The organism is Actinoplanes sp. NPDC000266 (assembly GCF_042899005.1).
Taxonomy (GTDB): domain Bacteria; phylum Actinomycetota; class Actinomycetes; order Mycobacteriales; family Micromonosporaceae; genus Actinoplanes.
Window position 1 is genome coordinate 563723 of sequence record NZ_JBIAZI010000001.1, and the last position, 26063, is coordinate 589785.

Consider the following 26063-nt stretch of genomic DNA (forward strand, 5'->3'; position numbering starts at 1 on the left):
GCGGCGCCGGACCGGATGATCGGGGCCATGCTCACGAAACACGCGGTGGCCGGCGAGGCGGCGGCCCTGACCGAGTTCTGGTCCCAGAAGGTGCTGGCCACGGCCAACGGCAACCTGCTGAAGGTGGCGAAGGGAACGCGCTCGACGACCTGGCACGCCCACGACGACCAGGACGAGACCTTCCTGCTGCTCACCGGCGAGATGACAATCCAACTGCGCGACGGCGACGTGCCCCTGCTCCCCGGCGACCTGCTGGTCATCCCGCGCGGCATCGACCATTGCCCCCGGGTCGACAGCGACGAGGCCCACTTCCTGTTGATCGGCCCCGACGTGACGTCCACCCCGGCCGGCGGCAAACCGGCCTGGAGCGGGGGCTCCTAGCGGAGCCTGGCTCAGCTGTCCGGCAACGTCGCACAAGGTGTCCATCGACGTGTGACGCGACTTTCTACCGTCGGCTGATGGCAAACGCAAAGCAGCTCTCCTACGGCATAGTCATGGCCATCGTCGGCATGAGCGCGAAGAGGCGGGACCGGTCCGCCCAGACTCAGCCGGCCACACTCTGACCGCCCGTCGTCAGAGCCACCTCGTCAGGTTGAGCATGTTGCCGTCGGGGTCCAGGACGTGGGCCACCCGCTGGCCCCATGGCATGTCGTTGGGCTGGCCGGGGACTGTGCCGCCGGCCGACTCGACCGTGGGGAGCAGGGCGTCCACATCCGTGACGTCGGCGCTCAGGATGATGCGCACCGGGGCGCCGATCGTGGTGTTGGGCTCCTGGACCAGGCCCAGCGTGGACTCGCCGATCCGCAGCTCCACGTAGAACTCCGGGCCCTCCTCGGGGACGCGGAGGGTCTGCTTCGCGCCGAGCACCTTCTCGTAGAAGGCGCGCAGCCGGGGCAGGTCGGGGGTGCTCGCGATGGGCTGGATCGAAGTCATGTGCGGTAGACCGCGCGGCCTCCCGGAACTCATCGGCCGCCTGGAAGTGCGACTGCCCCAGGAGGTCAGCGCGGTCCGGTGATGCCCTCCGGGCGGACGTGGATGATGTGTATCGGCTCGGTGTCCGGGCCCAGGCGGACGAAGTTGTGTTCCGACCAGTTCCAGTGCTCGCCGGTGATCAGGTCGTGGGCGACGAACGCGTCGGTCCAGTTCAGGCCCAGTTCGGGCATGCGCAGGTGGATCCACGTGTCGCGGGTGACGTCCGGTTCCAGGTTGGCCACCACGACGATCACGTCGTCGCGGTCGTAGACCCGGCGGGACTTCGAGAAAACCAGCACGTGGTCGTCGTCGGCGTCGTGCCAGCGCAGGTTGCGCAGGCGGTGCAGGGCCGGGTGGGCGCGGCGGATCTCGTTTATCAGCTTCAGGTACGGGGCGCCGTTGGGGGCGGCCCAGTCGCGGTTCTTGTACTCGTACTTCTCGTTGTCGATCTGCTCCTCGGCCCCGGGACGCGGGACGCGTTCCATGAGTTCGTAGCCGGCGTAGATGCCGTACGAGGGGGAGAGCGTCGCCGCCAGCGCCGCCCGCATCATCCACGTCTCGGGCCCGCCGCGCTGCATGAACGGCGTGAGGATGTCGTGCGTGGTCGGCCAGAAGTTGGGCCGCATGTAGGCGGCGGCCGGCCCGGCCAGCTCGGTGCAGTACTCCTCGATCTCCGGCTTGGTGTGCCGCCAGGCGTAGTACGTGTACGACTGCTGGAAGCCGACCTTGGCCAGGGTGTGCATCATCGGCGGCCGGGTGAACGCCTCGGCCAGCCAGATGACGTCCGGGTCGGTGTCGGCGATCAGCCGCTCCCACAGCCACAGCGGCTTGGTGTGCGGGTTGTCGACCCGGAAGATCGTGACGCCGTGGTCGAGCCAGACCCGGACCACCCGCAGGATCTCCTCGTACAGGCCCTCGGGGTCGTTGTCGAAGTTCAGCGGATAGATGTCCTGATATTTCTTCGGCGGGTTCTCGGCGTACGCGATGGAGCCGTCGGCCCGCGTGGTGAACCATTCGGGATGCTCGGCGACCCACGGGTGGTCGGGCGCGCAGTTCAGGGCCAGATCGAGGGCGACCTCGAGGCCGAGCTCGCGGGCCCGGGCCACAAAAGCATCAAAATCATCAAAAGACCCGAGGTCCGGGTGTACGGCGTCATGCCCACCCTCGGAGCTGCCGATGGCGTACGGCGAACCGGGATCCGAAGGCTCGGCGTGCAGCGAGTTGTTGCGCCCCTTGCGGTTGACCCGGCCGATCGGGTGGACCGGGGTCAGGTAGACCACGTCGAAGCCCATGTCGGCCACGGCGTCGAGGCGCCGGGCGGCGGTGGCGAAGGTGCCGCTGACCCAGCGGCCGGTCTCCTCGTCGAAGTGGGCGCCCTCGGAGCGGGGGAACAGCTCGTACCAGGCGCCGTAGAGGGCCCGGTCCCGCTCGACCAGCCAGGGCAGATCGGCCGACGGGGTGACGAAGTCGCGCAGAGGCCGGGCCTGCAACTCGTTCCGTACGGCCTCGGACACGCCGGCGCTCAACCGCCCGGCCGGCGAGCGCGCGGTGTCGCGCAGGGCGGCGACGGCCTCGGCCAGCGGCGTGCACTGCTCCTTGGCCCGGGGCACCTCGGCGATGGCCCGCTCGAGGACCCGGGCGCCCTCCTCGAGCATCAGCTCGACGTCGACTCCCGCCTCGACCTTGATCACGGCGTCGTGGTGCCACGTGCCGTACGGATCGGACCAGCCCTCGACCCGGAAAGCCCACCGCCCGGCCCGGTCGGCGCTGACGGTGGCCGACCACGCGTCCAGTCCCGCGTTGACCCGCGCCATCGGCACGGAGTGTTCCTGCCCTTGAGGGTCGGTGAGCACGACGGTGGCGTTGACCGCGTCGTGCCCTTCACGGAACACAGTGGCCGTGACCTCGAACTCCTCGCCGGTCACCGATTTGGCCGGCCGCGTGCCGTGTTCGACGACCGGCCCGGCACCGACCACCGGGATGCGCCCGATTGAGCTCGTCATACCGATCGACGCTAACGGAAGCGGCGGTCTTCTGCCGGGTTCGTGCCACGTTGTCGATCGTTCATGTTTGCCCCGGAGCCCATTGGCAACTGTGGATCAACCTCAACCGAACGGGGAAGATCTTGATTATGAGGTACGCGGCCACGGCCGTCCTGTCCACCACAGCCCTCGCCGTCCTGGTCCCTGGAGTGGCGCACGCCGCGCCCACGACCGTGACCAAGGACGGCGCCTCGATCACCTTCCAGCGCGTAGCGGCCCCCGCGACGCCGCGGTCCGGCACCGGGCCGACCACCTCCGACTTCGACGGCGACGGCCTCGACGACATCGCCGCCACCGCCCGCGGCGGCGTGGTGGTGCGCTACTCGTCCGGCGCCTACCGCGACTACCTGGGCACCAAAGCGGCCGCCCTCACGAGCGGCGATTTCAACAACGACGGCTACGACGACCTCGTCGTCGGCGTTCCCACCGAGGCCGACGGCACGAACCGTACGGCGGCCGGTGGGCTCTGGATCCTTCCCGGCTCGGCCGGCGGCTTGAGCGTGGCCGGCATCCGCCACCTCAACCAGAGCAGCCCCGGCGTGCCCGAGACGGCCGAGGCCGGCGACGAGTTCGCGGGCGCCCTGGCGGCCGGCGACATCAACGGTGACGGCCGGGCCGACCTGGCCGTCGGATTGCCCGGCGAAACCGTCGGCACGGCCACCGACGCCGGCGGCCTCATCATGTTCCTGAGCGACGCCAACGGCGTCAGCACGACCGGCGCGCGCTGGCTCGACCAGTCCGACCCGTACATGCCGGGCGCCCCGAACGCGTTCGACCGGTTCGGCGGCGTGCTGGCCATCGGCCACTACAACCACGACGGGTACGGGGACCTGGCCATCGGCAGCCCCGGCGAGAGGGCGGGCGGCACCGGCGCCAGCCTCGGCATGGTCAACCTCATCCTCGGCGTCCCCACCGGGCTCAACGTGATCGGCGTCTTCGCGGTCGGCGGCGGCGACTTCACCAAGGTGGCCCCGAGCGTGCAGCCGGTGCGGCTCGGCTTCGGCGGGCTGGCGTTCGCCGACGCCGACGGTGACGGTGCGGACGAGTTGTTCGCCGGCACGCCCGACGCGGCGGTCGGCGGGAAGGCCGGAGCCGGCATGGTCGCGGTCTTCCAGGGCAACAACGACGGCTTCTTCGTCACCGCGTCGTCGGTGCTGACCCGCGCCTCGGCGGGCGTGCCGGGCGACCCGGTGGCGGGCGACGCCTTCGGGTCGGCGGTGGCGGCCGGCGACATCACCGGCGACGGCTTCGGCGACCTGCTGGTCGGCGTGCCCGGTCAGGACGTGGTCGACGCTCCGGCGGCCCCGCCCGGCACGGTCCGCGACGCGGGCGTGGTCAGTCCGTTCCGCGGTTCGGCGTCCGGCCTGGTCTCGCGCGGCGCCGACATCTCGCAGGGCTACGAGTACGTCGACGGCGTCTCGCAGGCGGGTGACCGCTTCGGTCACGACCTGCGGGTGCTGAACCTCGACGGCGGCGAGGGTCTGGACGCCGTCGTCTCGGCGCCGGGGGAGCGCGGCGCCACCCAGGGCGACACCGCGGGCACGATCTACGAGTGTCTCGGCGGCGATCCCAACTTCATGTACGGGTCGGCCCGCACCTCCGGCGACGACGTCGCCCAGTCCGGTTTCAACACCAACATTTACGGCTACATCCTTTGACAGCCCGAGTGGGGGCCGCTCGCACACGGCGGCCCCCACTCGATGCCGGTCGGTCGCCGCACGTCCATCTGGCATCGATATCTTTCACTGCATGAGACGTATCGCGGCCGCCGGCCTCCTCGTCCTCGTCCTCGCCCTCCTCGCCGCGCCCGCACCGGCGTTCGCGGCCGACGCGTCGTACCGCACGCTCGGCGCGGCCAGCAATCCCGACTGGATGGCGCCGCTGGCCGACGCCACCAGCCTGGCCGCGCTCTCCCTGCCCGGCACGCACGAGACCATGTCGATCCACGGCGGCATCCTGACCCAGACCCAGGAGAACTACGGCGACAGCGGCGGCACGCTGGCCCGGCAGTTGACCGCCGGCATCCGGATGATCGACATCCGGGCCCGGGTCAACACCGGCAACACCTTCACCATCCACCACGGCGCGGTCTACCAGAACGCCAACTTCGACGACGTCCTGACGGCGCTGGCCGCCTTCCTCGCCGCCCACCCGCGCGAGTCCGTGGTCCTGCGGCTCAAGCAGGAGTGCACCGGCGAGCTCGGCTCCTGCACTGATGTGGCCGGGCAGCGCGGCTTCGCCGACATCTTCGACTCGTACGTCTCCCGCAATCAGAATTTGTTCTGGGCGCCCTCGGTGAGCCGGTCGGCCGGAGCGGCCACCCCCACCCTCGGCGAGATTCGCGGCCGGGTCGTGCTGGCGGTCGTGAACGGGCCCCGCGGCGGGCCGGTCGAGCGCTACGGGCTGGCCCAGTTCGCCGGCTGGGACGACGGCTCCTCCACCTACGTGCAGGACGAGTACACCGTGCCCAACGTCGGCGCCATCGCCACCAAACGCGACCAGGTGCGCCGCTTCCTCGACGCCACCCGCGCCGCCGATCCGGCGCTCATGTACGTCAACTTCGGCAGCGGGTCCAGCATCTTCGCGCAGCCGCAGCAGGTGGCCGGGGGAGCGTTCGGCGTGCAGGGCGTGAACCCGTTCCTGCTGGGCTATCTCAACCAGACCCCGGCGGCGCGTACGGGCATGCTGATGCTCGATTTCCCCGGCAGCGGCCTGATCGACAAGGTGGTCGCGCTCAACCGCGGGTGAACCTCTCGGACACCTCCCAGACCCGCCGGGCCTCGTCCTCGCTCCGCAGCGGCGCGTAGAGGGCCTGCTCGGCGGGCGGTCCCGACAAATGCTGGAAGCCGCTGGGGCCGTACATCAAACCGCCTTTGGCCTTTGGTGAAGTGGCCGCGTAGAAGGCGGGAAGGGCGGCGCTTTCGGGCGTGCCGAACAGGATGCCGCGGCGGCCCAGCGTCCGGATCAGCCGCCCGCCCAGGGTCGGTCGCGGCCGTCCGACCTCGGGCCGCGCCTGGAGCAGGCTGGTGGCGGCGACGCCCGGATGCGCGAGGTTGCTGGTGACGCCCCAGTCGCCGGCCCGGCTCCGGCGATCCAGTTCCATGGCGAAAAGGCCGAAGGCGATCTTCGATTGACGGTACGCCCGCATGCCGTTGTACGAGTTCTCCCAGTTCAGGTCGTCCCAGTTGAGGGCGCCCGACGCGGCGGCCACGCTGATCTGCGAGGTGACCCGGGCGTGTCCGGCCCGCAGCAGCGGCAGCAGATGGGTGACCAGGGCGAAGTGCCCGAGATGGTTGGTGCCGAACTGGAGCTCGAACCCGTCGGCCGTGACCTGCCGTTCGGGCGGCGTCATCACCCCGGCGTTGGTGATCAGCAGGTGGATCGGGCGGCCCTCTCCGTTCAGCTCGGCGCCCAGCGCCGCCACCGATTTCAGCGACGACAGGTCGAGCTCCCGCAGGGACAGCACGGCCGTCGGGTGCTGCTGCCTGATGCTCGCGATCGCCGCCTCACCCTTGCCCGGGTTCCGCACCGGCAGGACGACCTCGGCCCCGGCCGCCGCGAGGCGCGCCGCCAGGCTCAGGCCGATACCGTCGCTCGCGCCGGTCACCAGGGCGAGTTTTCCGGTCAGGTCGGGTACGGCCATGGTGTGACTCCCTGTCACTCGACGTCGTGGTGATGTCGAGGTTGCCGGGACCCCACGCGCTTATCCACGGCCTGACGATCCCAGGCTGCGGCCGCCCGGCGGCGGTAGAACTGACATGTGATCGATCGAGCCGGGCTTGCCGAGTTCCTCCGCCTCCGCCGCGAGTCGTTGCAGCCGCAGGACGTGGGCCTGCCCCGCGGCCGGCGCCGCCGCACGGCCGGCCTGCGCCGCGAGGAGGTGGCCGTCCTGTGCCACATCTCCACCGACTACTACAGCCGCCTCGAACGCGAGCGGGGCCCGCACCCGTCCGAGCAGATGATCGCCTCGATCGCCCAGGGCCTGCACCTGACCCTCGACGAGCGCGACCACCTGTTCCGCCTGGCCGGCCATCACCCGCCCACCCGGGGAACGGCCGGCGAGCACATCAGCCCCGGCGTGCTGCGCGTCCTCGACCGCCTCACCGACACCCCGGCCGAGGTGGTCACCGAGCTCGGCGAGACCCTGCGCCAGACCCCGCTCGGCGTGGCCCTGACCGGCGACGCCAGCCGCTACACGGGCCCCGCCCGCAGCATCGGCTACCGCTGGTTCACCGATCCGGGCTTCCGCCGCCTCTACCATCCCGACGACCACGAGCTGCACGCCCGCGTCTTCGCCTCCGGTCTGCGCCGGGTCGTCACGCTGCGCGGCCCACAGTCGTACGCCGCCCATCTCCAAAGCCTTCTGCTGGAGAGCAGTGAGGAGTTCCGCGCGGTCTGGAACGACCACGAGATCGGCGTCGGCTACAGCCACACCAAGCGCTTCGTGCACCCCGAGGTGGGCGACCTGGAGCTGACCTGCCAGTCCCTGCTCGACCCGGACCAGTCGCACGCCCTGCTCGTCTACACGGCCGCTCCCGGCACCGAGAGCTACGAGAAGCTCCAACTTCTGTCGGTGATCGGCGCGCAGCCTCTCGGCTAAGGTCTGTCCCATAGCCAGGGTGGAGCGCACAGCGTCGGGCGCCGGCATGATGCGGGCGCTGGAGGCGCACGCCCGGCCGCCCCTGTTCGACGACCCGTGGGCCGGCCCCTTCCTGACCGGCTGGCCGGCCGTGATCGTCCGTCACCGCGTGCTGCGACACGTGTTCCTGCGCCTGCTGGAGCGCTTCGGCCCCGGCTTCTACGGCGCGGTCGTGTGCCGCACGAGGGCCATCGACGAGGCGTACCGCGAAGCGCTCGCGGGCGGCATCACCCAGGTGGTGATCCTCGGCGCGGGCATGGACTCGCGTCCCTACCGGATGGCCGCGCCCCGCGTGTGGGAGCTCGACCTGCCGGCCGTGCAGGAGGCGAAGAAGTCGGTGGTGCGGCGCCGGATGGGCCGCCTGCCCGGCCACGTGACGTACGCCCCGATCGACCTGGCCACCCAGCGCCCCGACGGCGTGGCCGAGATCGACCCTGGACAGCCGGCCCTGCTGCTCTGCGAGGCGGTCACCATGTATCTGCCGCCGCCGGCCGTCGAGACCATCCTTTCGTACGCCGGCAGCCTGCCACCGGGCAGCCGGTTCGTGCTGACCTACATGCCGCGGTCGGTCGCCGAGGACCCGCGGCATGCCGCCTGGGCCCGGCGGCTGAGCTGGCGGAGCGCCTTCGCCCCCGACGAGCTGGTCCGCCATCTGGCCGGCCACGGTCTGCGGGTCCTGGCCGACCTGGGCGCGGAGGACTATCAGGAGCGTTTCCTGCGGCCGATCGGGCGTTCCCTGCCGGTCTTCGCCGGGGAACGGGTCGTGGTCGCCGCTCAGGCCAGATGCTCTTGATAGCGCTGCGCGATCGCGGCGGCCCGGTCGTGCAGCGCGGCGCGCAAGGCGGGCGGGCTGAGCGCCTCGGCGTCCGGGCCGAGCTGCCACAGCGCCCACACGGCGTGCCGCAGATCCTGGAAGCTCACCTCGAGCCGCGCCCAGCCGTCATCCCCGGCTTCCTCGGCGCGGACGGCCACCGCCGCCCCGAGCAGTTCCTCACGCCGCCCCGGCCGCACCCGGACCGCGACGGCGAGGTGATCGCCGGACAGAAACTGTTCGCAGCGCTCCCGCCAGACCCGATCGAGGTCCACCCGGTCCGCCCGCCGCGCCGGTTCGGAAAGCTCCTCGGCCGCCAGCACCCGCGACAGCCGATAGGTCCGGTCGGCCCCCGCGCGGACGGCGAGCAGATATCCCCGCCCGCGCACGTTCACCAGACCGATCGGATCGACCGTGCGCCACCGCGGTTCCTGCCCCGCGGCCGCGTAGTGGAGGCGCAGCCGGCGCCCGGCGAGAACCGCGCCCCTGACCTGAATCATCGCCGCACCGGACAGCTCTTCGGCGGCCACACGGCGCGACAACAGATCCGTCTCCGGCTCGACGAGCAGACGCTGCGCGGCCACATGGCGATCCTCCGGCAGCGCGTCGGCCACTTTGCGCATCGCCGAGGCGAGCGCCGCCCCGAGCCCGAAGGCGGGCCCGCCCGCCAGCAACGCCAGAGCCTCGTCGTGGTTCAGCCCGGTGAGCTCCCCCCGAAACCCCGGCAGCAGCTCGAACCCACCGTGCCGCCCCCGCTCGGCAAAAACCGGCACCCCAGCCGTGGACAGCGCCTCGATGTCACGCAGCACGGTCCGGGTGGACACTTCCAGCTCGCGGGCGAGCGTCTCCGCCGTCATCCGGCCGCGACGGCGCAACAGCAACACCAGCGAAACCCTCTTCTGCTCAGGCCAGACCGCCACCGACCCCGACGGCAGGCCCCAGCACGAGGGCGACATGGCCGCCCAGCTGGCCTTGACCTTGGACAACCTGGAAGCCGTACTGACCAAGGCCGGCATGTCTCTGGCCAACCTGGTCCGCTTGACCGTCTACACCACCGACGTGGACCAGCTGCTCTCCCACTACAACGTGCTCACCCGAAGACTCGCCGCCGCCGGAGCAACCCCACCCACCACGATGCTCGGGGTGACCCGCCTGGCCATCCCCACCCAGCTGATCGAACTGGAGGCCACAGCCGCAGCCTGAGTTCTTTTGCCGGCCGCCACCCGGGCCGGCCAGATCACATTCATTCAGCCGCTGAGCAGCAGGACGACGCCCAGCACGGTCAGTCCGCTGCTCTCGGCCAATACCAACCAGGCGGGCCTGCCAGTCGCATCACGGGCCTCTCCCTCGCGACGCAGCAGGGTCACGCCGCGCCACAGGCCGAGTCCTCCGAACAGCAGAGAGCCCCAGCCGGCAAGCGTTGGCACCCAGTCAGGCATAGTGGCACATCCCTCGCTGTGGTGTCACTGCGCCGATCAACAGCCAGGTCTCACCGTAGTTCACCGCAACCCTTCCCCGACTACCCCGTAGAGGCGCGCACCACCAGCCCGCACGGCGACCGCACCACACCATGGGACGGCCGCCCGTCCAGGGCCGCGAACAGATGCCGTACAGCCATCTCACCCAGCGACTGAAGCCTCAGGTCCACCGTGGTCAGCGGCGGCCGGCAATCGGCCGCGAACTCCGTCCAGTTGTCGTAGCCCACCAGCGCCACGTCGTCCGGGACCCGGCGGCCCCGTTCGCTCAAAGCCTGGGCCACCCCCGCCGCGATCTGATCGTTGCCGCAGAACACCGCATCCGTTCGCGGATGTGAAGCCAGCAGCTGGTGAGCGGCCCGCCGGCCCCAGCGCTGCGACCACTCGCCGTAGAAGGGCTCGTCCCCGCTCAACGGCAACTCGTTCTCCTCCAGGACCTCACGCAGGCCCGCCGCCCTCTTGCGGGCCGCCCTGTAGTGCCGCGGCCCCGTGATGTGCGCTATCCGGCGCCGCCCCAACCCGATCAGGTGTTCCGCCGCGAGCCTGGCCCCTCCGCCGTCGTCGGCGATGACCGAGACGTCGTCCGGATGACCCGATTCGCCGTACGCGTACACGACCGGCACCGGCAGGTCGCGCGGCAGCGACGGGCGCACGTCGTTGTCGTGGCCGACCACGATCAGGCCGTCGACCTGGCGGGCCAGCAGCGTCGTCACGTAGTGCCGCCGGCGGGCGTCGTCGCCCCGCGCGTCGCACAGCAGCACCGACATGCGCTCGCCGGCCAGCGCGTTCTCGGCGCCGAGCAGGATCGGGATGGAGAAGCGGCCGCCCAGCTCGTCGGTGAGCAGCCCGATCGCCCTGGTCCGGTTCGGCGCACGGAACGACAGTTCGGCCGCCGCGGCCAGGACCCGCTGCCTCGTCGCCTCGGCGACCTGGGCCCGGGAATTGAGCGCCTTCGACGCGGTGGCTATCGAACAACCGGCTCGGCGGGCCACGTCGGCCAGGGTCACCGCTTCGGATCTTCGCCGCCCCATGCGCTGCCTTTCGGTCGCCGTCAGCTGTGGTGGCGGCGACGCTACCAGCAGGATCGCGCCTTTTGGAGTAACACAGTGGACATCTTGCCGAAAACGTTTTCGTAGGGGAGTCTCACTTCATCGTGGGACAGCGGCATAGACACACCTGGATCTATGGGAGGTTCCGTGAGACTCGTACGAACACTGATCGCTGCCCTCCTGGCGGTAGTCATGGTGCCCGCCGGAGCCGCGATGGCGGCCCCCGCGACCTGGAGCCCGCCGGCCAACCTGGTCACTCCGCTCAACCAGGTCTGGCAGCACCAGGAGCAGACCTACAACAACGGCAACCTCTACGGGTTCCGTAACTACGGCTGGGACCAGGTCATGGCCAACCGCGGCTACATCAACTACTGCGTACGGTGGGATTCCTCCGCCACCGTGACCGCCGCCCAGCGCGACCAGGTCCACGCCGCCCTCGCCCGTCAGCACAAGAAGTGGATGGACGAGCTCGTCGGGCACAACGCCTGGCCGTACGCCGAAGTGCCCGTCCGGGTCGTCGGCTGGGCCGTTCGTAACCGCTCGCAGCTGCAGTGGTCCGACTCGTCGGTGGACATCTACGTCAACGACATCCGGGAGAACGCGCCGCAGTGCTCGGTGCCGTGCGGCCGCTTCTTCAACCAGAGCGGGAACTACCCGAACTGCCCCGGCGGCTACGCCCGCCACTACGACCAGTCGCTGTGGCTGACCGACGGCTTCGGCGGTGGCGCGGGCGGCGACTGGGGTCAGCGCATCGGCCGCGAGTACTTCATGGGCAACCTCAACGCGGCCAACATCCACATCCTGCTGCACGAGCTCGGCCACACGTGGGGCCTGGACGACTTCTACGACTGGAGCCCGACCGGTGTCGGCGGCTTCCTCATGAAGGCCGGCAGCGCCGCTCAGATCACCGAGTTCGACGCCTGGATGTTCCGGGACTGGTGGCGGCATCTCAAGAGCCGCTACGGCTACTGACAAAGGAGGCCCATGTCCGCCAGAAGATGGGCCGCCGCACTGTGTGGGGTGATCACGGCGGTCGCCGCCGTGGCCACCCCGGTGCGGGCGGCCAATCCCGTCATCACGAGCATCTACACCGCCGATCCGGCGCCGCTCGTGGTCGGTAACACCCTGTACGTCTACGCCGGTCGCGACGAGGCGCCGGCCGGAACCGATAACTTCGTCATGCGCGAGTGGCACGTGCTCACCTCGACCGACGCGCAGAACTTCACCGACCAGGGCGCCAAGGCGAACATCGGCACGTTCCCGTGGGCCGGCGCCGACGCCTGGGCCGGCGAGGTCGAGCCACGCAACGGCAAGTACTACTGGTACACATCGGTGAACGGCAACGGCGCGGGCTGGATGAACATCGGCGTCGCGGTCGGCGACAGCCCGCTCGGCCCGTTCACCGACGCCAAGGGCGGCCCGCTGATCAGCGACAGCACGGCCAACTCGTCGGGGCTGAACATCGACCCCACGGTCTTCGTGGACGACGACGGCCAGGCCTACATGTACTGGGGCGGCTATTGGGCGCCGCGCGCGGTCAAGCTGGCCGCCAACATGATCGACACGGTCGGTTCGGTCGTCACCCCGCAGGGGCTCACCAATTACTGGGAGGCCCCGTGGATGTTCAAACGCAACGGCATTTATTACATGATGTACGCCGCCAACGACACCAACGGCTGCGTGACGAACTCGAACTACGCGTGCCAGCGGTACGCGACCGCGACGAACCCGATGGGACCGTGGACACACCGCGGAATCGTGCTCGGGCAGGTCTCCTCGACCACCAACCACGCCGGCATCGCCGAGCTGAACGGCCAGTCGTATCTGGTCTACCACACCGCCGACGCGCCCGGCGGCGGCAATTTCCGGCGCTCGGTGGCGATCGACAAGCTCAATTTCAACGCTGACGGCACCATTCAGCGGGTCATTCCCACCAGAGGCACGTCGGCGACGGTCACCACGTCGTACGTCTCACCCTGGGAGAGTTTGAGCGCGGTGAACAACGGTGGCACTCCCGCCAATTCGGCCGACCGCTCCAACCTCGCCTACGGGAACTGGCCCCAGCAGGGCACGCAATGGGTCGAGTACACCTGGCCGACCGCCCAGTCGATCAACCGCAGCTCGGTCTATTGGTTCGACGACAACCAGGGCATCGATCTGCCCGCCTCGTGCCAGCTCCAGTACTGGAACGGCAGCGCCTACGTCGCGGTGCCGGGCGCGTGTGGCGTCGCCGGTAATACCGAGAACCAAATGGCGTTCAGCACCATCAGCACGACCCGGCTCCGGCTGAGCTTCACGTCCCGGACCGGTTACTCCACAGGCATTCTCGAGTGGAAGGCGTTCTCGGCATGATGCGCCGCCTCATCGCGTACAGCATGGGCCTGGTACTTGTCTCGACGTGTCTGGCGACCCCGGCGCAAGCCGCACAGACCATCGGCTATCCCACCTTCAGCGGAACCGCGTCGATTCCCGCCCCGCCCGTGGGCTATTCGACCGGCGACACCATGCGGGCCATCTACGACGCCGAGGCGTCCGGCACCGATTTCTGGATGGACCGGCTGCTCGCCCGCACCGGCAACGACCCGGCCGGCGCCTGGCTGATGAGCCGCGGCCGTGCCGCGTTCATGTATACGCACAATCCGTCGGTCATCGGCTTCGGCGGCAACGCGGCCTACTGGGACAACATCAGCAGCCAGAACGCGTACGCCATCACGGCCTCGCCCGGCACTTTCACCGAGCAGCCGGCCCAGCGGCGGCAGACGCCCAGCCATTGGCGCAGCGTGCACACCGGCAGCGGCTCGGTCCGGCTCGACGTCACCAAATTCATCACCGCCAACAATGTGCTGGTGACCAACGTGGCCGTGGTCAACACCGGAACCGCCTCGGCGACCGTGAATCTGAACGCGACCTCGCCCTACGCGACCACGGTCAGCGGCGCCGAGCTGACCGGCACCCGGGCCGTGAAGAACAACCTCACCACGCTCTACCCGCGGTTCTCGGGTGACGGTTTCACCGCCTCCGGCGGTGCGCTGACCAGGTCGGTCACGGTCGCCGCGGGACAGACGGCCACGGTGAAGGTGCAACTCGGCTTCGTCGCCAACGAGATCACCCAGTCCCGCACGGAATACGACGCGTACCGGGCCCGGACGGCGGCCGACGCCTTCGGCACCCACGTGCGTGAGTACAACAAATGGTGGGCCGACAACGTCCCGTACATCGACGTGCCCGACGCCGCCATCAAGAAGAACATCTACTACCGCTGGTGGCTGATGCGCTTCAACCACCTCGACGCCGACATCCCCGGTCAGGACTTTCAGTTCCCGCAGTCGATCGAAGGCGTCACCGGATATAACAACGCCATCGCGCTGACCCAGCCGATGCACATCGACGACCTGAAGTATCTGCGCGGCGCCGAGTATTCGTACGGTCCCTACCTGGCCGTCGGCCAGTACTCGGCCAACGGCCGCTTCGTCGACAACCCCGGCGATCCGGAGAACTGGTCGAACTCGTACACCCAGTACATCGCCGAGGCCGCCTGGCGCGCCTATCAGATCCACGGCGGGCAGCCGGCCATGCTGCGCAACTTCGCCCGCTACGCCGAGGGCGACGCCAAGGGCCAGCTCGCCACCTACGACACCAACAACAACGGCGTCATCGAGTACGACTGGGGCGCGATGACCGGAAACGACGCCGACGCCGTGTCGTTCCATTGGCGGGCCGGCAACCTCGACCGGGCCGAGACCGCGTATGTGTGGACCGCGGCCAACGCCGCCCGGCAGGCGTACTCGCTGCTCGGCAACACCGCGAAGGCCACCGAGATGCAGACCCTGGCCGACCGCATCCAGAACGGCGTCGTCAGCACGCTCTGGAACCCGTCACGGCAGTTGCTCGAGCACAAGCACGTCGCGACCAACACCCATGTGCCCTGGAAGGAAATCAACAACTATTACCCGTACGCCGTGGGCCTGATGCCGAACACCGCGCAGTACCGCGAGGCGCTGCGCCTGTTCGCCGACCCGGCCGAATATCCGGTCTTCCCGTTCTACACGGCGAACCAGAAGGACAAGGCGGCCTCGGCCACCGGCAGCAACAACTTCTCGACCATCAACTCGACCGTGCAGTTCCGGCTGTACTCGTCGGTGCTGCGCAATTACCCGAACTCGTGGATGACCACCGAGGACTACAAGAAGCTGCTCTACTGGAACGCCTGGGCGCAGTACATCGGCGGCAACACCGCCTATCCCGACGCCAACGAGTTCTGGGCCGACTGGAACGGCAGCGCCATCACCTATCGCTCCTGGATCCACCACAACATCCTCGGCAGCAGCAACTGGACGATCATCGAGGACGTGGCCGGCCTGCGGCCCCGCAACGACGCCCAGATCGAGGTCTCGCCGATCAACATCGGGTGGTCGCATTTCGCGGTCAACAACCTGCGCTACCGCAACGCCGACCTGTCGATCGTCTGGGACGACCCGGCCGACGGCATCACCCGCTATCCCGGTGTGCCTCAAGGCTATTCGCTCTATCTGAACGGCACCCGGGTCGCCACGGTCAACCAGCTCACCCCGTTCGTCTACAACCCGGCGACCGGCGCGGTCAGTGTCCCGGCCGCCTACAGCGCGGCCTTCCCGTCGCTGCAGGCGCCGCAGAACGTGGTGCAGAGCGGCTCCCGCGTGGTCGACATCTTCGCCAAGGCCGGCGTCGACCTCACCTCCACCACGGCCAACCTGGCCGCCGGGGCGACCGCGTCGGCCTCGTACACCACCTCGGGCACCAGCGCGGCGGCCGCGATCGACGACCTGCCGACCAACTCGCCGCTCTGGGGCAGTTACGGCAGCACCAACGCCACCGACTGGTACGAGGTCAACTTCGGCGCCGCGCGGACGGTCGACGAGGCGCGGCTCTACTTCCGCCACGACCGGGCCGCCAACCGCTACCGCCCGCCCACGTCCTACACGGTCCAGTACTGGAACGGCACGGCCTGGGTGGCCGCGGCCTCGCAGGTGAAGTCGCCCGGCACTCCACAGGCCAACTACAACAAGGTCAACTTCACCCCGGTGAGTACGTCTCGTCTGCGCGTCCTGTTCACCCAACCCTCGGGCACGGCGAAGACGGGCCTGACCGAGCTGAAGCTGTACCAGCGCGGCGTGGTGGTGCCACCATCGGGCAACCTGGCCACGGCGGCCACGCCCACCGCCTCGTACACCTCGTCCTGGGAAAGCATTGCCGCCATCAACGACGGCATCGACCCACCGTCGTCGAACGACACGGTGAACCCGCGCTGGGGCACCTGGCCCAACCAGGGCGAGCAGTGGGCCGAACTGACCTGGCCGACGGCGCAGACGTTGCGCTCGGCCCAGGTCTACTTCTTCGACGACGGCCAGGGCATCGACCTGCCCGCGTCGTGGAAGCTGCAGTACTGGACCGGCTCGGCCTACGCCGACGTCCCGTCACCCGGCGCCTATCCGGTGGCGGCGAACCAGTACAACCAGGTGACCTTCGGCCAGGTCAGCACGACGCGCTTGCGGGTCGCCCTGACCAGCGGCACGGCCTCGGTCGGCCTCCTGGAGGTGAAGGCCTTCAGCTGAGCGCCTCCACGCCACCACGGCCCGGCGGCGAGGACAGCCGGGCCGTGGCGGCCTGCTCGGCCTTCGACAACCCGCGTCGTGGGTGAGATAGGTTGAGAACAGGTGTGCCGGGAAGCCTGGTCGGCGATGTCATCGCCGTGCTCGCTTCCCGAAGGAGTTCCTGTGACCGCACCACCGTCTCGCCCGCCCCGCCACCTGTTCGGCCGGGGCAGTTGGCCGGAGGTCAGCCGCATCGGCGACGTGCTGCGCACCGAGACCGTCGGCGGGGCGCTGCTGCTCGGCGCCGCGGTCCTGGCTCTGGTCTGGGCGAACTCGCCGTGGTCGTCGGGATATCAGAGCCTGATCGCGATCAAGATCGGCCCGCACGCTCTTCATCTCGATCTCACGTTGGCGCAGTGGGCCTCGGACGGGCTGCTCGCGATCTTCTTCTTCGTGGCCGGGCTCGAGCTGAAACGCGAGTTCGTCGCCGGTGACCTGCGTGACCCGCGGCGCGCGTTGCTGCCGGTCGTCGCGGCGGTCGGTGGCATGGCCGCGCCTGCGTTGATCTACACGGCGATCAACGCGACTGCCTCGGGTGGCGCGTTGTCCGGGTGGGCCGTGCCGACCGCCACCGACATCGCCTTCGCCCTGGCCGTGCTGGCGGTCATCTCCACGCATCTACCGGCCGCGCTGCGGACCTTCCTGCTCACCCTCGCGGTGGTCGACGACCTCCTCGCCATCCTGGTCATCGCGGTGTTCTACACCAGTTCCCTGCATCTGCTGCCACTGGCCGCCGCGGTGGTGCCGCTGGGGCTGTTCGCGGTGCTGGTGCAGCGACGGGTCCGGTCCTGGTGGCTGCTGCTGCCGCTGGCCGCGGTGACGTGGGCGCTGGTGCACGCCTCCGGTGTCCACGCCACGGTCGCCGGGGTGCTGCTCGGCTTCATGGTTCCGGTGATCCGCCGTAGCCCCGGCGAGGGGCCCGGACTGGCCGAGCACTTCGAGCATCGCTGGCGGCCGTTGTCGGCCGGCTTCGCGGTGCCGGTCTTCGCGTTCTTCGCCGCCGGTGTGTCGGTGGCCGGGGCGGGTGGGCTCGGAGAGACGCTGCGCGATCCGGTCACGATCGGCATCGTGCTGGGTCTGGTGGCCGGAAAGTGTGCCGGGGTGCTCGGATCGACGTGGCTGGTGCAACGGTTCACCCGCGCCACCCTGGGCGACGGTCTGAGTTGGTGGGACGTCTTCGGTCTGGCGCTGCTGGCGGGGGTCGGGTTCACGGTGTCGCTGCTGATCGGCGAGCTCGCGTTCGGCGTCGGCAGCGAGAAGGACGAGCACGCCCGCATCGGCATTCTCGCCGGGTCGCTGATCTCGGCTCTGCTGGCCATGGTGGTGCTGCGGATCCGCAATCGTCACTACCGGCAGTTGTGCGCGGCCGAGGCACGTGACACCGACGCCGACGGCATCCCCGACTTCTGGGACCCCGACACCGCCAAACGGTGACGCTCACCGGGCCTTCCCGCCGGAGGGCGCCGTGCATACGGTGAGGGCAGGTCTGACGGTCTGACGAAACGGTACGGGCGCCTGCTCGCTCTTGACCAGCTCACCCCTCGAGGTCGCCGCGGGTGAGGTGTTCGGGTTTCTCGGCCCGAACGGCGCCGGCAAGTCCACCACGATCCGCCTGCTGCTGGGCCTGGCCCGGCCGACGGCGGGCCGGGCGTGGGTTTTCGGTGTGGACGCGGCCGATGTCGCCCGCGCGCACAGGCGGCTGGCCTACGTTCCAGCCGACGTCGCGTTGTGGCCGCAGCTCACCGGCACCGAGATCCCGCACCTGCAGGCGTCCACCGGTCCGGGCGTGGACACCGGGTACCAGGCGGAGCTGGTCGAGCGGTTCGCGATCCTCGCCCTGCCGGTCGGCGGCTTCACCGCGGTCCGGATGGGCGCGTTCATCGCCGCCGAGACCGACCGGAAGCTGGCCCTGCTCGCGAGCCGGCCGGTCACCCGGATCCGGCTGATCGGCGCCGAGACCGGCGCCACGGCCGTAGCCGCGACGGTTCTGCTCACCGGCGCCGGCCTGCTCACCGGCGGCGGGTGTCACCGCGATGGGCGGGGAACTGGCCGTGGGCGCGGCACTGCGCGGCGTGTGGAACGTGCTGCCGATCTCGTGCTGCTCAGTCTCGGCGCGGCGGTCTTCGCGGTCGGCTGGACGCCGCGCTGGACGGGACTGTTCGGCTGCCTGCCCGGCGTCGGCGGGTTCCTGTTGCTGGTCATCGCCGAAAGCGTTGCCGCACCGCACCGGATACGGGACATCTCCCCGTTCGCTCACCTGGCGCCGGTGCCGCTCACCGGCCCGGACACGACGGCGTCGGCTGTCATGATCGCGATGGCGGCCCTGCTGATCGCCGCCGCGACATGCGCGCATGAGGAACGACGACGACGGCGCGTTTATTCGTCGGACATTATGGGCCGTCTATGAGGCATCTTTTCGGCTTATTTGCCGGGCGGCCGCCGTCAAATCATCGACAGAAGAGTGAAGCGCTTGACCGGATCTTCGCGGCCGACGTATCAAGAGGGGCGGCAGCGAAAAGGGGGAATGGTCATGCGCTCAAGCGCTCGTAAATGGATGATACCTGTCGTCGCTCCCGTCCTCGTGGTCGCGCTCGGTGTTCCGGCGGAGGCCGAGCCCCGGGCGGTGCCGGGGGCGGCGGTGATCGAATGGAATGGCATTGCCGGGACGGCCGCGATGGGGGCCTGTCTGGCTCCTACGAATAATCCGCTTCACGAATCGCGCATGTACGCGATGGTCCACATCGCCATTCATGACGCGCTGAACGCCATCGACCTTCGGTCCCGGCCCTATGCTTTCCACGGCCGTGCTCCGGGCGCCTCGCCGACGGCCGCCGTGGCCGCCGCGGCGCGGGGCGTTCTCGTGCCGCTTCTGCGGGAGCTTCCGGCGCCGTTCGCCGACTGCGTCGTCACGGCCAAGGTCGTTGAGGGGGTCGAGGCGAAGTATGCGGCCGCCCTTCGCGCCGTTCCGGACGGCTCGGCCAAGACGCGCGGCGTCGTGGTGGGAAGTGCCGCCGCCGCGAAGATCCGGGCCGTGCGGGCCGGCGACGGCTCGGACACCAACCTGTTCGACCAGGCCTATCCGCAGGGCACCCGGCCCGGTGAGTACCGGTTCACGCCCGGCTCCGACTTCGCCTTCGCTCCCGGCTGGGCCGCGGTCACCCCGTTCACCCTGCGCACGGCCGCGCAGTTCCGCCCCGGGCCGCCGTACGCGGTGAGCTCGAAGCCGTACGCCAGGGACTTCGCCGAGGTCAAGCGCCTCGGTGGGGACGGTGTCACCACGCCCAGCGCCCGCACCGCCGACCAGACGCAGGTGGCCCGGTTCTGGGTGGAGAGCTCGCCGCTGATGTGGAACCGGATCGCGCGGCAGGCCGCCGAAGGCCGGAGCCTGGACCTGTGGCAGAACGCCCGCCTGTTCGGCCTGCTCAACATGGCGCTCGCCGACGGGTACGTCGCCACCTTCGACACCAAGTACAGGGCGTACAACTTCTGGCGCCCGGTCACCGCGATCCGCGCCGCGGCCACCGACGGCAACCCGGCGACCTCGGCCGATCCCACCTGGACGCCGCTGGTGGTCACCCCGCCGATCCCGGACTACGACTCCGGGCACAGCGTCGAGGGCGGCGTGGCGGCGCGGGTGCTCCAGCGCTTCTTCGGCACCGACCGGGCCCGCTTCACGGTGTGCAGCTACACCCTGCCGTCCGGGCAGACGTGCGCCGACCCGTCGCCCGTGCTGCGGCGGTTCACGTCGTTCAGCCAGGCCGAGGCCGAGAACGGGGTCTCGCGGATCCTGGTCGGCTTCCACTTCCGCAAGGCGGTACGTGAGGGGATCGCGCACGGCGAGAAGGTCGGCGACTGGGCCGTGAACCGGCATCTCCAGCGTCTTCCCCGAGGTCACTAGAAAGTCATAGGCTTCGATCAAAGACGGGAGGGGTCATGAGGCTTCTGGTCAGGTTCGCGGTGGTACTGCTCGTCGTGGCCGGGTTCGCCAGCCCGGCGGCGGCGTCATCGGGCGGTCATTCCCGGTTCAGCGCGCTGGTCTTCTCGAAGACCGCGGCGTTCCGGCACGACTCGATCCCGGCCGGGGTGGCCGCGATCAAACAGCTGGGGGCCCGCAACCACTTCCGGGTCGACGCCACCGAGGACGCGGCCGCGTTCACCGACCGCAACCTGGCCCGCTACGACGTCGTGGTGTGGCTGAGCACCACCGGCGACGTGCTGAACGACGCCCAGCAGGCCGCCTTCGAGCGCTACATCCGGCACGGGGGCGGCTACGCGGGCATCCACGCCGCCTCCGACACCGAATACGACTGGGCCTGGTACGGCGGTCTGGTCGGCGCCTACTTCCGGGACCACCCGGGCGGCGTCAACGAGCAGTTCCAGACCGCCACACTGCACGTGCACGGCAAGGACACGGCCGCCACCAAGCCCTTGCCGCGCCGCTGGGTGCGCGAGGAGGAGTGGTACAACTTCCGGACCAACCCCCGCGACACCGTACGGGTCCTGACCGAGGTCGACGAGCGCACGTACGACCCCCGCGGCTACAGCGAGCCCGAGGGCTCACCCGGCATGGGCCGGCACCACCCCATCTCGTGGTGTCAGCCGTACGACGGCGGCCGCGCCTTCTACACCGCCATGGGCCACAAGGCCGAGTACTACAGCGACCCGCTCCTGCTGGCCCACATCCTCGGCGGCCTGAAGATGGCCGCGGGCGTGGCCCGCTTCAACTGCGGCCACGAGGACTGACGTAAGGGTCGCCCCGCAGATAGCGGGTGACCATGTCGACGAGTTCGGACTCGATGGTGTCGACGGTCATCGCCTGCGGGGCGGCCATCAGCCGGTGGGTGTTGATCTCCACGGTGAAGGAGATCAGCTCGGCCGCCGCGTCCAGGTCGCTCACCTGGACGTCGGGGTGGCGGGCGAACAGGTCGCGGATCTGGGCGACGCGGGAGCGGCCGTGGCGGTCGATGGTGTCCAGCAGTTCCTGGGACATGGGCGCTTCCTCGATCATGACGCGCAGCAGCTGTGGGTCGTCGCTGTGGTTGTCGATCGCGTCGCGGACCAGTGCGCGCACCGTCTCCCGGAGGCTGCCGGGGGACAGGTCCAGTTGGTCGGCCTGGGTCCAGGTGCCGCGGTCGATGTGCCGTACGAGAAGGTCGGCCAGGATGGCCTCTTTGTTGGGGAAGTACTGGTAGAGCGAGCCGATCGAGACGCGGGCGCGCTCGGCGATCCGGTTGGTGGTGCCGGCGGCGTAGCCGTGCTCGGCGAAAACGTGAGCAGCGGCGGCCAGGATGCGCTCGCGGGTGAGCTCGGCGCGGACCTGGCGGGGCTTGCGACGTGGCTGAACGCGGCGGTCGGCCGACGGCATCGGAGGTCCTCCTGCATGCGGGAAAAGCGAGTAGCCAAAGAGTTGAGCTATTGCTCAGAATATAGCTATGAGCTGGGAAAACAAGCTGACAACGGTGGGCGAGGTCGAGGCCGCGGTCGGGCGGCCGGCGTCGGTGATCATGCTCAAGCAGATCGGCGACCTGGACGAGGGCTGCCGGGCCGTCCTCGCGCGGTGCCCGATCGCGGCCTTCGGCTACCGGGACGGCGACGGGGTCAGCCGGACCACGTTCATCGGCGGGACGCCGGGATTCGTCCGGGTCCACTCCCCGAAGCGGATCTCGTTCGCCGCGGCGGAGGGTGAGGCGCCGGCCGCCGGTCCGGTCTCGTTCTTCTTCCTGCTGCCGGGCGTCGGCGAGGTCCTGCGGGTCAACGGCACAGTGACGGCGGTCAGGGGCGCCCGGACGACGGTCACGGTCGAGCAGGCGTACGTGCATTGCGCTCAGGCCGTTCTCCGGTCACGGCTGTGGCAGCCGCCCGCTCCGGGGCCGGTGGCGGCCGAGGCGCCGGAGGCCGGGCCGCTGAGCCGGCCGGGCGTCGCCGGTTTTCTGGCCGCGGCGCCGTTTCTCGCGTTGTCCTCATGGGACGGCGACGGGGGTAGCGACACGAGCCCGCGCGGGGACTGGCCGGCGGTGGCGCGGATCCTCGACGGGCGCGCGCTTGTCGTGCCGGACCGCAAGGGCAACAAGCGCGCGGACACACTGCACAACCTGATGCGTGACGACCGCCTTTCGCTGGCCGCGCTCGTCCCCGGGCGCGAAGGCGTGCTGCACGTGCGCGGGCGTGGGGTGGTCACCGCCGATCCGGCGCTGCTGGAGACTCTGGCCCTGCGGGGCCGGGCGCCGCATCTGGCCCTGGTCATCGACGTCGAGCACGCCGAGCTCACCGGCAACGGCGCCGTCGCGGCCTCGCGGATGTGGAGTCCCGGCGCGCGCCTCGGCCGGGAGTCGGCGCCGGACATGATGGCGATGGGCAGCCGGCATCTCGGGCGCTCGAACGCGCTGGTCAAGGCGGTCGCGGCCGTTCCCGGGGTGTCCCGGCTGATGCGGGCGGTGATGGACCGGGCCTATCGGTCCGGTCTGGGCCGGGAGGGGTACGACGTCACGCCCGGACCGCCGAGCCGGGAGGTCCGCGTCGTGAAGGTGCGCCGGGAGACGCCGGGCGCGGTCACTCTCGTCCTTCAGGGCGGCCGGGACACCTTCGCGTTCCGTCCCGGGCAGTACTTCACGCTCACCGCCGACATCGACGGGCGGCCGGTGCGGCGGGCCTACTCGGCGTCGTCGGCGCCCGGGTCGCGGCGGCTCGAGGTCACCGTGAAACGGGTCGAGGGCGGGCGCTTCTCCACCTTCGTCCACGAACGGCTGCGGGCCGGGGACCGCCTGGCCGTGCGCGGTCCGTCGGGGTCGTTCCACCCCGAGCCGGAGCCGCCCGAGCAGATCGTGCTCATCGCGGCCGGCAGCGGCGTGACCCCGATGATGAGCATGATCCGCGCTCGGGCGGCCGGCCGCATCGCGCTGCTCTACAGCAGCCGCGGCGAGGACGAGGTCATCTTCGCCCGTGACCTGGACCGGCTGGCGAAAAGGCATCCCGGCCGGCTGTCGGTCACCCACGTGCTGACCGGCCGCGCCGGCCGGCTCGATCAGGACGGTATCCGGAGCTGGCTCACCGGCCTGGCCCCTTCCGCCGGCGCTCACTACTACATCTGCGGCCCCGAGCCGCTGATGGACGCCGCCCGGGGCGCGCTGGCCGCTATGGCGATCCCGGACGCGCGGGTGCACCACGAGCGCTATGTCAGCGGCGCCGACGCCGGCGTCATCACCACCGAGCCTCAGCCGATGACCGTCTCCGGCGTGGGCACGGCGGTGGTCGAACCCGGACAGACCCTGCTGGACGCCGCCCTCGCCGCCGGCCTCCCCATGCCGTACTCCTGCACTGTCGGCAATTGCGGTGACTGCCGGGTCCGCCTGCGCTCCGGGGAGGTCGCGCAGAGCGAGCCGAACTGCCTCACCCCACCGGAGAAGGCGGACGGTTACGTGCTGACCTGCGTCGGCCGCCCGCTGTCCGGCGTGACCCTCGACCTCTGACGGGCGTTCAGGGGAAGGCGTGCGCGCGGCCGCCGATCACGGCGGCCGCGGCCGCGATCAGCAGGGCCAGGACGGTCCAGGTGATCGACGCGGTGATGACGGCGCCGATGAACAGGCTGGGTGAGCTGCCGAAGGCCAGGCCCCAGGCCGCCGCGGCGGCGTACACGAGCACCGGCGTGCCGGTGGACACGGCCAGCACGAGCACGCTCGCCGCGGGCAGCACCGTGCTGCCCGCCGTCAGCAGGCGCGAGCTGACCGTCCACTTCGAGTCGTTCGCGCTGCCAGGCGACGACGACCAGTCGCTGACCCTCTCCAGCGCGGAGCCGGGTTCGCCTTCCGAAGAGGCGCTCCGGATGCTGGCGTCCGCCTATTCTCCGAAGTCCGCTTAATCGACTCTTGCACTTCTTCAATCGATATAGAAGCATGTCTGTGTACTCGTTCACAGTCCATGCCGTGGCGGCGGCTCGATTCGCGAATAGCCTGGTCGGAGGCCTGTTCGCAAACGTACGGCGCGTACTCCCTGGTATTTATTCGCGCTCCCGAAGAAATTGCCCCCTCAGCAGACCAGGGACACATCAGTGTGGAATTCTCCCTACGGGGCGATGGCGTTCCGCCCGGACGCCGGCCGCCTCGCCATCAGCGCGCCCAGCGGCGAGCTGACGCTGTGGAACACTGCCGATCCCGCGCGTCCTAAGGCGGCCGGGCGGCTCCGGCAGGGCCGGGGCATCGTGGCGGCCGCGTGGAACCCGGCAGTCACCGACATGCTCGCGACGACGTCGTCCGACGGCTCGGGCGCCGTGTGGTGGCTGCGCGACGACCGCCCGCCGGAGTTGTTCGCCAGCTGGGCCGCCCTGCCGGAACGGCCCCGGCACGTCGGCTGGGTGGCCGGCGGCGCGTGGGTCTTCAGCATGACCGCCAACGGCGGCACCTCGGTGTGGGACGTCCGCAGCGGCGCCTGCGTCGGGCGGGTCAACGTGAGCGGCGGCCGAAGGGTCCTCGCCGCCCACTACCGCGGTGAGGAGGTCGTCGTCATCACCGACAGCGGGTGGGCGCGGCTCTGGCATCCCCGGCGGCAACCGGGGGAGTGGATCCGGCTCACGGCCCGGCCGGTCAGCGCCTGCACCTGGTCGACGTCGTTGCTGGTGCTGGCCGGGACCGACGGGCGGCTCGACTGCTTCGACGCCGACTTCCAGCAGGTGGACGCCGTGCCCGGGGCGCGGGAGGAGGTTCGCGCGCTGGCCTGCTCGGACGACGGCCGCCTGTTCGTCTCGTTCGGTGAGGACCGGGCCGTCGCGGTCGGCCGCGACGGCTCCGCCCGATGGAAGATCCCCCTGGAGCCGGCCGCCGCCGGCCGGTCGGTCCAGATCGCCGGTGACCTCATCGCGGTCAGCGGGCGGCCGTTGCGGCCGACGCTGCTGGCCCTGGCCACCGGCGAAGCGCACTAGGGTCAGGCGCGCCGGCGGGCGCGGGCGGCCAGGACGAGGCCGGCGATGGAGAGCAGAGCCGCGATGGTTTCGGCCACCGCCGAGCCGACCTTGCCGGGCTCGTTCCAGGTGTTCTCGTAGAGGTTGGGCACCGGGCCGAGGGCGCCCACGTTGACGTACGTGTAAAGCGTCACCGCGATCGCGGCGCTGCCCGCGACCACCAGCGACACGATCCAGGTGGTCACGCTCGGCCGGAGGAGCAGGGCCAGGGCGACCAGGATGGCGACGATGGCCTGGATCTCGAAGAGCGTGCCCTCGCTCATCACGGACGTACGGAACTGGTCGTACCGGCCGGCGTCGTGCAGGTGCACGAAGGCGTCGACGCCGAGCAACGCGGCGGTCAGCACGCTGAGCACCCGTTGCGCCACTGAGACATCGCGCCAGGCCACGTGCGGGTGAGCGGGCAGGACATGATCGGTCATGGGACCGGTTCCCTTCTTCAGGACTCTGTCACCGCCCACGCTCGTCCGCCCGCGCCGCGCCGGCATCACCGCC

Annotated in this window: 25 protein-coding genes; 16 read left to right on the top strand and 9 right to left on the bottom strand. The window is 70.3% G+C overall.

Going from position 1 to position 26063, the window contains the following annotated elements; translation table 11 throughout:
- Nucleotides 1-27: 27 nt before the first annotated feature.
- Entirely contained in the window at nt 28-381 is a 354-nt protein-coding gene (locus ACFY36_RS02220) for a cupin domain-containing protein (RefSeq protein WP_499744048.1), read from the top strand.
- Between the two features lie 192 nt (nt 382-573).
- Here the strand turns inward: ACFY36_RS02220 and ACFY36_RS02225 are convergent, their stop codons facing one another.
- Nucleotides 574-933 carry a VOC family protein gene (locus tag ACFY36_RS02225; RefSeq protein WP_499744049.1) on the bottom strand — a complete coding sequence of 120 codons (360 nt, stop codon included), beginning with the start codon at nt 931-933 and terminating at the stop codon, nt 574-576.
- A gap of 65 nt (nt 934-998) precedes the next feature.
- Nucleotides 999-2975: an alpha-1,4-glucan--maltose-1-phosphate maltosyltransferase gene (locus tag ACFY36_RS02230; RefSeq protein WP_499744050.1), complete on the bottom strand. Its 1977-nt coding sequence runs from the start codon at nt 2973-2975 to the stop codon at nt 999-1001.
- Between the two features lie 128 nt (nt 2976-3103).
- On the opposite strand from ACFY36_RS02230, the gene ACFY36_RS02235 reads away from it, so the two are divergent.
- Nucleotides 3104-4672: a hypothetical protein gene (locus ACFY36_RS02235; RefSeq protein ID WP_499744051.1), complete on the top strand. Its 1569-nt coding sequence runs from the start codon at nt 3104-3106 to the stop codon at nt 4670-4672.
- Between the two features lie 91 nt (nt 4673-4763).
- Complete coding sequence (locus ACFY36_RS02240; protein ID WP_499744052.1) at nt 4764-5762, top strand: phosphatidylinositol-specific phospholipase C; 999 nt, start codon at nt 4764-4766, stop codon at nt 5760-5762.
- Here the strand turns inward: ACFY36_RS02240 and ACFY36_RS02245 are convergent.
- Nucleotides 5749-6657, bottom strand: coding sequence for an SDR family oxidoreductase (locus ACFY36_RS02245; protein WP_499744053.1), 909 nt, complete (start codon nt 6655-6657; stop codon nt 5749-5751). The two genes, ACFY36_RS02240 and ACFY36_RS02245, sit on opposite strands and share 14 nt — an antisense overlap.
- Before the next feature lie 117 nt (nt 6658-6774).
- Here ACFY36_RS02245 and ACFY36_RS02250 point away from each other — a divergent pair, with 117 nt between their 5' ends.
- Nucleotides 6775-7614 (top strand): helix-turn-helix transcriptional regulator, encoded by an 840-nt coding sequence (locus ACFY36_RS02250; protein ID WP_499744054.1) that lies wholly within the window; start codon nt 6775-6777, stop codon nt 7612-7614.
- Nucleotides 7615-7633: 19 nt separating this feature from the next.
- Entirely contained in the window at nt 7634-8446 is an 813-nt protein-coding gene (locus ACFY36_RS02255; RefSeq protein WP_499744055.1) for a class I SAM-dependent methyltransferase, read from the top strand.
- On the opposite strand, the gene ACFY36_RS02260 is transcribed toward ACFY36_RS02255, so the two are convergent.
- The gene (locus ACFY36_RS02260; RefSeq protein ID WP_499744056.1) at nt 8428-9321 is read right to left on the bottom strand and encodes a helix-turn-helix transcriptional regulator; all 894 of its coding nucleotides are present in this window, start codon (nt 9319-9321) and stop codon (nt 8428-8430) included. The two genes, ACFY36_RS02255 and ACFY36_RS02260, sit on opposite strands and share 19 nt — an antisense overlap.
- On the opposite strand from ACFY36_RS02260, the gene ACFY36_RS02265 reads away from it, so the two are divergent.
- Complete coding sequence (locus ACFY36_RS02265; RefSeq protein WP_499744057.1) at nt 9260-9667, top strand: RidA family protein; 408 nt, start codon at nt 9260-9262, stop codon at nt 9665-9667. The two genes, ACFY36_RS02260 and ACFY36_RS02265, sit on opposite strands and share 62 nt — an antisense overlap.
- A 44-nt stretch (nt 9668-9711) precedes the next feature.
- On the opposite strand, the gene ACFY36_RS02270 is transcribed toward ACFY36_RS02265, so the two are convergent.
- Both ACFY36_RS02270 and ACFY36_RS02275 read right to left on the bottom strand, forming a co-directional pair.
- Entirely contained in the window at nt 9712-9903 is a 192-nt protein-coding gene (locus ACFY36_RS02270; protein ID WP_499744058.1) for a hypothetical protein, read from the bottom strand.
- An 80-nt stretch (nt 9904-9983) separates the two neighbouring features.
- The gene (locus ACFY36_RS02275) at nt 9984-10970 is read right to left on the bottom strand and encodes a LacI family DNA-binding transcriptional regulator (protein ID WP_499744059.1); all 987 of its coding nucleotides are present in this window, start codon (nt 10968-10970) and stop codon (nt 9984-9986) included.
- 165 nt (nt 10971-11135) lie between these two features.
- On the opposite strand from ACFY36_RS02275, the gene ACFY36_RS02280 reads away from it, so the two are divergent.
- The 7 genes from ACFY36_RS02280 (at nt 11136) to ACFY36_RS02310 (ending at nt 21361) form a co-directional block, all read left to right on the top strand.
- Nucleotides 11136-11960: a hypothetical protein gene (locus tag ACFY36_RS02280; RefSeq protein ID WP_499744060.1), complete on the top strand. Its 825-nt coding sequence runs from the start codon at nt 11136-11138 to the stop codon at nt 11958-11960.
- Nucleotides 11961-11972: 12 nt separating this feature from the next.
- Nucleotides 11973-13340, top strand: a complete 1368-nt coding sequence (locus ACFY36_RS02285) for a family 43 glycosylhydrolase (protein WP_499744061.1) — start codon at nt 11973-11975, stop codon at nt 13338-13340.
- On the top strand, nt 13319-16579 hold the full coding sequence (locus ACFY36_RS02290) for a discoidin domain-containing protein (protein ID WP_499744062.1): 3261 nt from the start codon (nt 13319-13321) through the stop codon (nt 16577-16579). Before ACFY36_RS02285 ends, ACFY36_RS02290 begins: the two co-directional genes overlap by 22 nt.
- Nucleotides 16580-16705: 126 nt before the next feature.
- Entirely contained in the window at nt 16706-18052 is a 1347-nt protein-coding gene (nhaA, locus tag ACFY36_RS02295) for a Na+/H+ antiporter NhaA (RefSeq protein ID WP_499744063.1), read from the top strand.
- A 91-nt stretch (nt 18053-18143) separates the two neighbouring features.
- Nucleotides 18144-19025 carry an efflux permease Rv1217c-related protein gene (locus ACFY36_RS02300; RefSeq protein ID WP_499744064.1) on the top strand — a complete coding sequence of 294 codons (882 nt, stop codon included), beginning with the start codon at nt 18144-18146 and terminating at the stop codon, nt 19023-19025.
- A gap of 315 nt (nt 19026-19340) precedes the next feature.
- Nucleotides 19341-20516: a vanadium-dependent haloperoxidase gene (locus ACFY36_RS02305; protein ID WP_499744065.1), complete on the top strand. Its 1176-nt coding sequence runs from the start codon at nt 19341-19343 to the stop codon at nt 20514-20516.
- A 35-nt stretch (nt 20517-20551) separates the two neighbouring features.
- Nucleotides 20552-21361 (top strand): ThuA domain-containing protein, encoded by an 810-nt coding sequence (locus ACFY36_RS02310; RefSeq protein WP_499744066.1) that lies wholly within the window; start codon nt 20552-20554, stop codon nt 21359-21361.
- On the opposite strand, the gene ACFY36_RS02315 is transcribed toward ACFY36_RS02310, so the two are convergent.
- Nucleotides 21339-21983 (bottom strand): TetR/AcrR family transcriptional regulator, encoded by a 645-nt coding sequence (locus ACFY36_RS02315; RefSeq protein ID WP_499744067.1) that lies wholly within the window; start codon nt 21981-21983, stop codon nt 21339-21341. The two genes, ACFY36_RS02310 and ACFY36_RS02315, sit on opposite strands and share 23 nt — an antisense overlap.
- 67 nt (nt 21984-22050) lie before the next feature.
- On the opposite strand from ACFY36_RS02315, the gene ACFY36_RS02320 reads away from it, so the two are divergent.
- Entirely contained in the window at nt 22051-24084 is a 2034-nt protein-coding gene (locus tag ACFY36_RS02320) for a 2Fe-2S iron-sulfur cluster-binding protein (RefSeq protein ID WP_499744068.1), read from the top strand.
- Between the two features lie 7 nt (nt 24085-24091).
- Here ACFY36_RS02320 and ACFY36_RS02325 read toward each other — a convergent pair whose 3' ends face one another.
- Nucleotides 24092-24274 (bottom strand): hypothetical protein, encoded by a 183-nt coding sequence (locus ACFY36_RS02325; RefSeq protein ID WP_499744069.1) that lies wholly within the window; start codon nt 24272-24274, stop codon nt 24092-24094.
- Between ACFY36_RS02325 and ACFY36_RS02330 the strand changes: the two genes are divergently transcribed.
- Nucleotides 24267-24473 carry an MmyB family transcriptional regulator gene (locus ACFY36_RS02330; protein WP_499744070.1) on the top strand — a complete coding sequence of 69 codons (207 nt, stop codon included), beginning with the start codon at nt 24267-24269 and terminating at the stop codon, nt 24471-24473. The two genes, ACFY36_RS02325 and ACFY36_RS02330, sit on opposite strands and share 8 nt — an antisense overlap.
- Nucleotides 24474-24662: 189 nt before the next feature.
- On the top strand, nt 24663-25529 hold the full coding sequence (locus tag ACFY36_RS02335) for a WD40 repeat domain-containing protein (protein WP_499744071.1): 867 nt from the start codon (nt 24663-24665) through the stop codon (nt 25527-25529).
- A 2-nt stretch (nt 25530-25531) separates the two neighbouring features.
- Here the strand turns inward: ACFY36_RS02335 and ACFY36_RS02340 are convergent, their stop codons facing one another.
- Nucleotides 25532-25990 carry a hypothetical protein gene (locus ACFY36_RS02340; RefSeq protein WP_499744072.1) on the bottom strand — a complete coding sequence of 153 codons (459 nt, stop codon included), beginning with the start codon at nt 25988-25990 and terminating at the stop codon, nt 25532-25534.
- Between the last annotated feature and the right edge of the window lie 73 nt (nt 25991-26063).

Coding starts and splice junctions, on each gene's coding strand:
- ACFY36_RS02220 (WP_499744048.1), top strand. CDS start 28: ATGCTCACGAAACACGCGGTGGCCGGCGAGGCGGCGGCCCTGACCGAG.
- ACFY36_RS02225 (WP_499744049.1), bottom strand. CDS start 933: ATGACTTCGATCCAGCCCATCGCGAGCACCCCCGACCTGCCCCGGCTG.
- ACFY36_RS02230 (WP_499744050.1), bottom strand. CDS start 2,975: ATGACGAGCTCAATCGGGCGCATCCCGGTGGTCGGTGCCGGGCCGGTC.
- ACFY36_RS02235 (WP_499744051.1), top strand. CDS start 3,104: ATGAGGTACGCGGCCACGGCCGTCCTGTCCACCACAGCCCTCGCCGTC.
- ACFY36_RS02240 (WP_499744052.1), top strand. CDS start 4,764: ATGAGACGTATCGCGGCCGCCGGCCTCCTCGTCCTCGTCCTCGCCCTC.
- ACFY36_RS02245 (WP_499744053.1), bottom strand. CDS start 6,657: ATGGCCGTACCCGACCTGACCGGAAAACTCGCCCTGGTGACCGGCGCG.
- ACFY36_RS02265 (WP_499744057.1), top strand. CDS start 9,260: ATGTCACGCAGCACGGTCCGGGTGGACACTTCCAGCTCGCGGGCGAGC.
- ACFY36_RS02260 (WP_499744056.1), bottom strand. CDS start 9,321: ATGACGGCGGAGACGCTCGCCCGCGAGCTGGAAGTGTCCACCCGGACC.
- ACFY36_RS02270 (WP_499744058.1), bottom strand. CDS start 9,903: ATGCCTGACTGGGTGCCAACGCTTGCCGGCTGGGGCTCTCTGCTGTTC.
- ACFY36_RS02275 (WP_499744059.1), bottom strand. CDS start 10,970: ATGGGGCGGCGAAGATCCGAAGCGGTGACCCTGGCCGACGTGGCCCGC.
- ACFY36_RS02285 (WP_499744061.1), top strand. CDS start 11,973: ATGTCCGCCAGAAGATGGGCCGCCGCACTGTGTGGGGTGATCACGGCG.
- nhaA (WP_499744063.1), top strand. CDS start 16,706: ATGTCATCGCCGTGCTCGCTTCCCGAAGGAGTTCCTGTGACCGCACCA.
- ACFY36_RS02305 (WP_499744065.1), top strand. CDS start 19,341: ATGTACGCGATGGTCCACATCGCCATTCATGACGCGCTGAACGCCATC.
- ACFY36_RS02310 (WP_499744066.1), top strand. CDS start 20,552: ATGAGGCTTCTGGTCAGGTTCGCGGTGGTACTGCTCGTCGTGGCCGGG.
- ACFY36_RS02315 (WP_499744067.1), bottom strand. CDS start 21,983: ATGCCGTCGGCCGACCGCCGCGTTCAGCCACGTCGCAAGCCCCGCCAG.
- ACFY36_RS02320 (WP_499744068.1), top strand. CDS start 22,051: ATGAGCTGGGAAAACAAGCTGACAACGGTGGGCGAGGTCGAGGCCGCG.
- ACFY36_RS02340 (WP_499744072.1), bottom strand. CDS start 25,990: ATGACCGATCATGTCCTGCCCGCTCACCCGCACGTGGCCTGGCGCGAT.